General features: G+C 68.2%; 7 protein-coding genes and 1 pseudogene. 5 read left to right on the top strand and 3 right to left on the bottom strand.

Going from position 1 to position 8,111, the window contains the following annotated elements:
• Positions 1–404 (bottom strand): PepSY-associated TM helix domain-containing protein (locus ACK59X_RS30960; protein WP_409962710.1); only part of this gene is annotated, 404 nt, incomplete at its 3' end.
• A 239-nt stretch (positions 405–643) separates the two neighbouring features.
• Here ACK59X_RS30960 and ACK59X_RS30955 point away from each other — a divergent pair.
• The 3 genes and pseudogenes from ACK59X_RS30955 (at position 644) to ACK59X_RS30945 (ending at position 4,777) form a co-directional block, all read left to right on the top strand.
• Positions 644–1,144 carry a sigma-70 family RNA polymerase sigma factor gene (locus tag ACK59X_RS30955; protein WP_409962708.1) on the top strand — a complete coding sequence of 167 codons (501 nt, stop codon included), beginning with the start codon at positions 644–646 and terminating at the stop codon, positions 1,142–1,144.
• Positions 1,141–2,151 (top strand): FecR domain-containing protein, encoded by a 1,011-nt coding sequence (locus ACK59X_RS30950; RefSeq protein ID WP_409962706.1) that lies wholly within the window; start codon positions 1,141–1,143, stop codon positions 2,149–2,151. Before ACK59X_RS30955 ends, ACK59X_RS30950 begins: the two co-directional genes overlap by 4 nt.
• A pseudogene (locus ACK59X_RS30945) lies at positions 2,141–4,777 on the top strand (TonB-dependent siderophore receptor). The gene ACK59X_RS30950 and the pseudogene ACK59X_RS30945 overlap by 11 nt, the downstream one beginning before the upstream one ends.
• A gap of 20 nt (positions 4,778–4,797) precedes the next feature.
• Here the strand turns inward: ACK59X_RS30945 and ACK59X_RS30940 are convergent.
• The gene (locus ACK59X_RS30940) at positions 4,798–6,057 is read right to left on the bottom strand and encodes a CaiB/BaiF CoA transferase family protein (RefSeq protein ID WP_409962704.1); all 1,260 of its coding nucleotides are present in this window, start codon (positions 6,055–6,057) and stop codon (positions 4,798–4,800) included.
• A gap of 83 nt (positions 6,058–6,140) precedes the next feature.
• On the bottom strand, positions 6,141–7,022 hold the full coding sequence (locus ACK59X_RS30935) for a class I SAM-dependent methyltransferase (protein WP_409962702.1): 882 nt from the start codon (positions 7,020–7,022) through the stop codon (positions 6,141–6,143).
• 243 nt (positions 7,023–7,265) lie between these two features.
• Here ACK59X_RS30935 and ACK59X_RS30930 point away from each other — a divergent pair, with 243 nt between their 5' ends.
• Together ACK59X_RS30930 and ACK59X_RS30925 are read left to right on the top strand one after the other, a co-directional pair.
• Positions 7,266–7,580: a winged helix-turn-helix transcriptional regulator gene (locus ACK59X_RS30930; RefSeq protein ID WP_409962700.1), complete on the top strand. Its 315-nt coding sequence runs from the start codon at positions 7,266–7,268 to the stop codon at positions 7,578–7,580.
• Positions 7,581–7,659: 79 nt separating this feature from the next.
• The gene (locus tag ACK59X_RS30925) at positions 7,660–8,019 is read left to right on the top strand and encodes an FKBP-type peptidyl-prolyl cis-trans isomerase (RefSeq protein WP_055398683.1); all 360 of its coding nucleotides are present in this window, start codon (positions 7,660–7,662) and stop codon (positions 8,017–8,019) included.
• Positions 8,020–8,111 lie beyond the last annotated feature (92 nt).

Genomic DNA, 8,111 nt, shown 5'->3' with positions numbered 1-8,111 from the left:
CCGCCAGGCTGCAGTACCTGCATGGAATCATCGCGCAGCACCAGGCCGGCACCGGGGCGCGGCAGCGAGACGTAGATCTCATCGGCCGACCATTCGGCCTCGCGCCCCGCCGCGTCCACCGACCATTGGGTGCGCGCCCAGTCCAGCAGCGCAGCGGGCAGCGGCCCGCGGTCTTTGGCGGGGCGCGGCGCCGCCTTGATCGCCGCCAGCAGCGCATCTGGCACGCTGGCCTGCTGGCTCACCACCTTGGGCTTGGCCTCGATCTGCCCGGCATGGTTGAGCGTGAAACCGGTCACCGCGAACAGCAGCACGCCGATGAGGCACATGGCCGAGCTGACCCAATGCCATTCGTGCAGCGTCTTGAGCCAGTAAGACCGGCGCCGGTTGTCCTGTGGTTTGTTCATGCCTGGAGGGGAGTGCGCGGGGAACCTTGCAGCAAGAAGGCCGGTGCGCCGGATGCGAAGCCGACATTCTAGTTTCAGAGAATGACAACCATTTGCATTTGCCAAATCTTTACCTTGGGGCCACAAGGAATGGCGGCCATGCGGCCAGCCGATGGGCCGTGGAAGGTGGCAAGGATAAAATAAGAATGGTTATCATTCCTAAAATTTTGATGGGCGCTCGCGCCGTCTCCCGCACTCCCATGCTCCAGCCCCACGCGCTGACCGATCTCTATGTACAGCACCACGGCTGGCTGCGGGGCTGGCTGCAGCGCCGGCTGGGCCATGCGGGCGATGCGGCCGACTTCGCGCAGGACACCTACCTGCGCGTGATCGAGTCGCGCACGGCGCTGGCCGACATCCGCGAGCCGCGCGCCTTCCTGACCACCGTGGCCAAACGCGTGGTGGCCAACCACCTGCGCCACCGCGAGATCGAGCGAGCCTACCTCGAAACGCTGGTCCACATGCCACAGGCCCTGGCGCCCTCGCCCGAGGACCGCGCCATCGTGCTCGAGACGCTGCTGGAAATCGACGCCATCCTCAACGGTCTGCCGCCCAAGGTGCGCACCGCCTTCCTCTGGGCGCAGCTCGACGGCATGCCCTATGCCGAGATCGCCGAGCGCATGGGCGTCTCGCTCAGTTCGGTCAAGCAGTACATGGCGCGGGCCATCCGGCATTGCTATTTCCCTGGCGGTTGCGCATGAGCGTTCATCCGCCACCCGGCACCGCTCTACCCGCCCCCGTGGTCGATGCCGCCGTGGAATGGCTGGTGCACCTGTGGTCAGGCACGGCCACGGTCGAAAGCCGCGCCGACTGGCAGCGCTGGCGCGCCGCCCATCCGCAGCACGAGCAGGCCTGGCAGCACATCGAGGCCACCAATGCGCGCCTGCGCGGCCACAGCGCCACCGGCATGCTCACCGCCGCAACGGCAGTGAGCACCTTGGCCAGCCCCGCATCGCCCCGCCGCCGCCATGCCTTGCGCGGCATCGGCGGCCTCGCCATCGGAGGCGCTGCGGCCTGGATGGGCTACGAACAACTGCCCTGGCGCGGCTGGGGGGCCGACCTGCGCACCGCCAAGGGCGGGCAGCGCAGCACCACCCTGCCCGACGGCACCCGCATCGTTCTCAACACCGGCAGCGCATTGGACATCCGCTACACCGACGGGCTGCGCCGCCTGCTCCTGCGCGAAGGCGAGGTGCTCGTCGCCACGGCGCACGACCCTGCCGCAATGCCCCGCTCTTTCGTGGTGGACACACCGTCTGGGCGCATCCGCGCGCTGGGCACCCGCTTCACGGTGCGGCACGACGGCGGCAGCGCCAGCAACACCAGCGAAGTGGCGGTCTACGAAGGCGCGGTGGAGCTGAGCCCCGCGCGCCAACCCGGCGCCACCGTGCGCGTCGATGCCGGCCAATCGGCCCGGCTCACGCCCGCTGCGGCCACCGCCCCCGCTGCCCACACCGCAGAGCCGGCCTGGGCCGAAGGTGTGCTGGTGGCCTCCGACACGCGCCTGTCGGACTTCGTGGCCGAGCTGCGGCGCTACCGCAGCGGCATGGTCAGCGTGGCGCCCGAGGTGGCGCACCTGCGGCTGTCGGGTGTCTTCCCGCTGGCAGACACGGACCGAATATTGCACTCGCTGGCCCAGGTGCTGCCTGTCGAGGTGCGTATGCCGGTGCGCTGCTGGGTGCGCATCGGCCCCTTGAATGGGTCTTGAACGGGCGCGGCTGAAACGGTTCTCGATTTTTTTGCGCCAGGGTCTGTACCTTTTGCGCGCTCGCGTGACAAGGAAGGGAACACGCCGATCCCATCCCTTCCTACCTCCTTCACCGACCACCATGCCCACCGCTTCCCGGCGCTCCGCGCGCCCCACAACGTGCCCTGCCCCCGTTTCGCCCTGCGCCCCCACGGCCGCATTCACCGCAGCGCTGGCCAGCGCCCTCTTCGCGGGGCTGGGCACCACGGCCAGCGCGCCTGCGCATGCCCAGGCGCCAGCCGCGCACGCAGTCCGCCCCACCACTACCGCTTACAGCATCCCCGCCGGCCCGCTCGAGCCCGCGCTGACGGCCTTTGCCAAAACCTCGGGCGTGCTGCTGGCCTACACGCCCGACCTGGTGCAGGGCCGCAGCAGCCCCGGCCTGCAGGGCAACCACGCACCACCCCAGGCCCTGTCAGCCTTGCTGGCGGGCACGGGCCTGCTGGCCGTGGTGGCCGACAACGGCACCTATACGCTGCGGCGCGCTCCGGCACCGGGCACGGCACCCGGCGCGGCAGCGCCGGCCGGCAGCGTCACCCTGTCGGAAGTGCGGGTGACGGCCGAGGCACCGCGCAACGATGCCACCACCGAGGGCACGGGCAGCTACACCGCACGCGGCCCCAGCAGCACGGCCACGGGGCTCGGCCTCTCGCTGCGCGAGACTCCGCAGACCGTCAGCGTGATGACACGCCAGCGCATGGACGACTTCAAGCTCGAAACACTGACCGACGTGATGGAGCAGACCCCCGGTATCAGCACCTACCGCCAGGGCAATGCCACCGACTTCCAGGCACGCGGCTCCAGCGTCAACCTGCAGACCGATGGCGTGCGCCAGCTCACCAGCGGCTGGTACTACTTCACCAGCACCCTGTATGCACTGGACGACATGGCCGAGATCGACCGCATCGAGGTGCTCAAGGGCTCCTCAGGCCTGGTCAACGGCTACGGCAGCGCAGGCGCCACCGTGAACCTGGTGCGCAAGCGCCCCACCGCCGAATTCCAGGCGCATGCGGGCGCCAGCTTGGGCAGCTGGAACACCCTGCGCAGCGACGTGGATGTGAGCGGCCCGCTCAACGCCAGCGGCAGTATGCGCGGGCGCATCGTGGCCTCGGTGTCGGACGCAGACTCCTTCCGCGACCATGAAAAGAGCAATAGCCAGATGCTGTTCGGCGCGCTGGAGGCCGACATCGGGCCACAGACCACGGCCAACCTTGGCTTCACCTACCGCCGGCGCGAGCTGCGCGGCATGGGCAGCACCCAGCCCATCCAGCGCACCACCAGCACCGGCGAGGCCGTGGCCTGGCTGCCGCGCTCGTTCAACCCCGGCGCGCCCTGGGCCGGCTACGACCAGGATGCGCTCAATGTCTTCGGCAGCGTGGAGCACCGCTTTGCCGGCGACTGGTCGGCCAGGCTGCAGTTCTCGCACCAGAGCGTGCAGATGGACGACATGCTGCTCGGCTACCTGTACGACCGCAGCAGTGTCGCCACCGCGCCCTACCAGGACATCGAGAACCGCAACTGGACCGTGAACCTCGACGTGAAGGGCCCCCTCGAACTCTTTGGCCGCAAGCATGAGTTGCTGATGGGCGCAGGCACCGCGCGCTACCGCGGCGAGATGCAGACCAGCAACAGCGTGCGCACTCAGCTCACCAGCCTGGGACTGGCCTACGCCGATGGCGGCGCGCAGATCCCCACACCCGACTGGAGCCGCTACACCTATGGCGCCAACCTGTTCTCGCGCAAGCAGCACTACGCCTATGCGGCAGGGCGCTTTCACCTGGCCGACCCGCTCAGTCTGATCACCGGAGTACGCGTGACCGACTACGCGCAGCGCGACACCACGCCCTTCTGGTGGAACTACGACCTCAAGGAGCACGGCGTGGTGACGCCCTACGCCGGCCTGGTGCTCCACGTACACCCCAACGTCTCGCTGTATGGCAGCTACACCAACATCTTTGAGGCACAGAGCGGCCAGGACGAGCAAGGCCGTGTGCTGCCGCCCGAGAAGGGCGTGACCTATGAGATCGGCGCCAAGGGGGAGTTCTTCGACAAGCGCCTGAACGCCGCCATCAGCCACTTCTGGATGAAGACCGACAACACCGCGGAGGAAACCGGCAACCTCACGCCGTCCGGAGACATGGCCTACCGTGCCGTCACCGGTGCCACGCGGCGCGGTTGGGAGGTCGAGCTTTCCGGTGAGATCGCCAAAGGCTGGCAGGTCCAGGGCAGCTACGTGACGCAGAGCAGCAGCCTGACCAGCGCCAGCCAGCACCCCACGCACCAGTTCAAGCTGGGCACCACCTAACGCCTGGGCGGCAGCGCGCTGCAAGGCCTGACCGTGGGCGCTGCCACCCGCTGGCAGAGCGAGACCTCCACCCGCAACGATGCCGCCACGCTGGCCCAGAAGCCCTACTGGCTTGTGGACCTCATGGCGCGCTACCAGGTGAATCGCCACCTGAGCGTGGGCGCCAACATCAACAACCTGCTGGACAAGAAGTACTTCGCAGGCGTCACCAACTTCGGCAGCCTGCACTACACCTGGGGCGCGCCGCGCAGCTTCCACCTGAACATGCGCTACAGCTTCTGAGCCCCCAGAAGGGCCGTGCCCTACGCGACCGCTGACGCTGCGTGCAGCGCCTGCACTTGGGCGGGCGTGTAGCCCAGGCCGGCGAGCAGCTCGGCCGTGTGCTGGCCCAGGCGTGGCGGGTCGGTGCGCACGGCCATGCGCTGGCCGTCCATGCGCAAGGGCATCAGGGTCACGCGCGCAGTTTCACCAGCACGCTCGCCATCGGGCAGCGTGATGTCGGCCAGGCCACCCGTGGCATTCAGGTGCGGGTCGTCGAACAGCTGCTCGGGCCGCATGATGGGCGCGAACGGCAGGCCATGGCGCTCGAAGATGGCCGACAGTTCTTCGGCCGTGTGCAGTGCCAGGCGCTGGCGCAGTTCGGGCAGCAGGGTGCCCCGGGCGCGCACGCGATCGTTGTTGGTGGCCAGGCCGGCATCGGCCTTGAGGTCGGCATAGCCCATGGCATCGCAGAAGGTGACCCACTGCGCATCGCTCACCGCCGCCAAAAAAATCTGCCCGCCGTCCTTCACGCTGAACACGTCGTACACGGCCCAGGAGGAGATGCGGTCGGGCATGGGCGCCGCGGGCTGGCCCGTGACGGCGTACTGCATCATGTGCTGGCCGACCAGGAAGACATTGTTCTCGAACAGGGCCGAATCCACCTCCTGCCCGCGCCCGGTGGCCGCACGCTGCATCAGCGCGGCCATGGCGCCAATGGCACCGAACATGCCGCCCATGATGTCGTTCACGCTGCTGCCCGCGCGCAGCGGATCCCCGGGGCGCCCCGTCATGTAGGCCAGGCCGCCCATCATCTGCACCACCTCGTCGAGCGCGGTGCGGTGCTCGTAGGGCCCGGGCAGAAAGCCCGCGTGGTTCACATACACCAGGCGCTCGTTCAGGCGCGATAGCGCCGCGTAGTCCAGCCCGTACTTGGCCATCACGCCGGGCTTGAAGTTCTGCGCCACCACGTCGGCCGACGAGGCCAGGCGGATCGCCACCTCCAGCCCCTCGCTCTTGCGCAGGTCCAGTGCAATGCTCTTCTTGTTGCGGTTGAACATGGGAAAGAACCCCGCGCCTGCGCCCAGCAGGTGGCGCGTGCGGTCGCCATCCACCGGCTCGACCTTGATGACCTCGGCCCCCAGGTCGGCCAGCACCATGCCGCAGGTAGGGCCCATGACCATGTGGGTGAACTCCACCACGCGCAGGCCGGCCAGGGGCAGGGGCGCAGTGGCACAGGCAGAGGCAGTGCCAGCGGATTCGGAAGCAGAGGGAGACGAGGAAAGATTCAGGCAAGCATTCATGGGTGAGGACGATAAACGGTTCCGACCGGGCCCGCGAGCGCTGGCCGGTGCGCGGGGGCGGCAGCCCTTGAAAACCCGGACCATCAGGAAGCGGGCGGCGTGCCCTCGGGTGCCTTGCGCGCCGCCAACGAGTACATCAGCGGCATGCGCGCCATGCCGGCGGGCATGCCCCAGCGCCGCCCACCCAGGTCCTGCATGCCCTCGAAGGCGCACCAGCCGTTCATGTACGGATACTCTTCAAGCGCCTCCAGCCGCAGGCCGGCGGCCAGCAGCGCCGCCACCACGCGGCCCACGCCCCAGGCGAATTCGTGGCTGGGGTGGGGGTTGACGAACTCTTCGGGCGCCGCCACCTCCAGCCCTTCGCGGGCCTCCAGGGGCTCGCCCACAAAGTCGCCCACGCCGGCCTCGTGCACTGGCGCGTCATTGAAGTAGTCATAGCGAGGCCGCCACTGCGGGTCGAACACCAGGGCCGCCGGGTGGAACTCCACAAACACGAAACGCCCGCCCGGGCGCAACGCCGCCGCGATGCCGCGCGCCCAGCGCTCCAGGTCCGACAGCCAGCAAATGGTGCCGTAAGAGCTGAACACGGTGTCGAACGACCCGCCCTGCCCTCCCGGCGCCAGCAGCGCATCGAAATAATCGTACACATCCGAGCGCACGAACCCGGCGGCGACGCCGCTGGCCTCCGACAGCGCCTGGGCAAAGGTGATCGCCTCGTCAGAGATGTCCACGCCGGTCACCCGCGCGCCCAGCCGGGCAATGCCCAGGCTGTCCTGCCCCGCATTGCACTGCAGGTGCAGCACGGCCTGGCCGTGCAGGTCGCCCAGCAGCGCGACCTCTTCGGGGAACAGCGGCGAGCCGCCGGCCCGGAAAAAGGCGGCCTGGTCCCCTTTGTGGCGGTTATGGGCACGGGTGGCGGCGTTCCAGGACAGCCGGTTGGCCTCGTGCAGGTGCTTGTGTTCCATGGATTTCCTGCGGGGCAGCGCGCCCCGTTGCCCGGCATGCTACCTGTTTCACCCGGCCGTGGCAGTGCCGCAACACTTCGCAAGAAAGACCCCTGGTTAATGGGGTTTGCGCATATCAGTACTGCGTTCAGAGCTACCAAACTTGTAGCAAAATCGTTTCCAAGCTATATTGGCAGCGTCTTGCGGGCAGTGTCCGGCGGGCCGCCAGAGTTTTCGACACACACCGCGCGAGGAGAAGCTTGCATGAGCTCCAAGGAAAATTTCGCCATCAACCAGCTGTTCGAACGGCTGGAATGCCGCTATGCGCTGCGGGTGCTCTGGGCCCTGCGCGACGGACACCCCCAGACCTTCCGCCTGCTGCAGGACAGCGTGGGCGGCATCACCCCCAACACCCTGAACACCCGCATCAAAGAGCTGCGCGAGGCCGGCCTGGTCGACCACGGCAGCGACGGCTACACCGTCACCCCCTCGGGCACCGACCTGCTCAAGCGCCTGAGCGACGTGCAGGCCTTTGCCACCCGCTGGGTGGCCAGCCGGGTGAAGAAGCCGGTCGCGTAAGTAGAATCAGCTCTTTTCGGGCCGGGCGTGCATCCTGAACGCCCGCCCCGCCCTCCCCAATGAACACCTGAGGATTTCCATGGCACTCACCACCACCGCATCCGGCCTGCAGTACGAAGACACCACCGTGGGCGAAGGCGCCGAAGCCACCAAGGGCCAGAACGTCTCGGTGCACTACACCGGCTGGCTCTACAACAATGGCGAACAAGGCGCCAAGTTCGACTCCAGCCGCGACCGCAACGACCCGTTCGAGTTCTCCCTGGGCGCCGGCATGGTCATCAAGGGCTGGGACGAAGGCGTGCAGGGCATGAAGATCGGCGGCCAGCGCACGCTGATCATCCCCGCAGCCCTGGGCTATGGCGCGCGCGGTGCGGGCGGCGTGATCCCGCCGAATGCCACGCTCAAGTTCGACGTGGAACTGCTCAAGGTCGGCCGCTGATCGCAGCGACCTCAACGACAAAGCGGCCCGCGGGCCGCTTTTTTCATGGCCGGGCGAAAAGGACCTCAGTCAAACAGTGCCTTGTCCAGCCG

This window comes from Acidovorax sp., from assembly GCF_046339755.1.
Taxonomy (GTDB): Bacteria; Pseudomonadota; Gammaproteobacteria; order Burkholderiales; family Burkholderiaceae_C; genus Acidovorax.
The sequence above is the reverse complement of the archived record's forward strand: the minus strand, read 5'-3'. Positions and strand labels throughout refer to the sequence as shown.

Excerpts from the sequence above, each read along its gene's own strand:
- ACK59X_RS30930 (WP_409962700.1), top strand. The coding sequence starts at position 7,266 with ATGAGCTCCAAGGAAAATTTCGCCATCAACCAGCTGTTCGAACGGCTG.
- ACK59X_RS30955 (WP_409962708.1), top strand. The coding sequence starts at position 644 with ATGCTCCAGCCCCACGCGCTGACCGATCTCTATGTACAGCACCACGGC.
- ACK59X_RS30935 (WP_409962702.1), bottom strand. The coding sequence starts at position 7,022 with ATGGAACACAAGCACCTGCACGAGGCCAACCGGCTGTCCTGGAACGCC.
- ACK59X_RS30940 (WP_409962704.1), bottom strand. The coding sequence starts at position 6,057 with ATGAATGCTTGCCTGAATCTTTCCTCGTCTCCCTCTGCTTCCGAATCC.
- ACK59X_RS30950 (WP_409962706.1), top strand. The coding sequence starts at position 1,141 with ATGAGCGTTCATCCGCCACCCGGCACCGCTCTACCCGCCCCCGTGGTC.
- ACK59X_RS30925 (WP_055398683.1), top strand. The coding sequence starts at position 7,660 with ATGGCACTCACCACCACCGCATCCGGCCTGCAGTACGAAGACACCACC.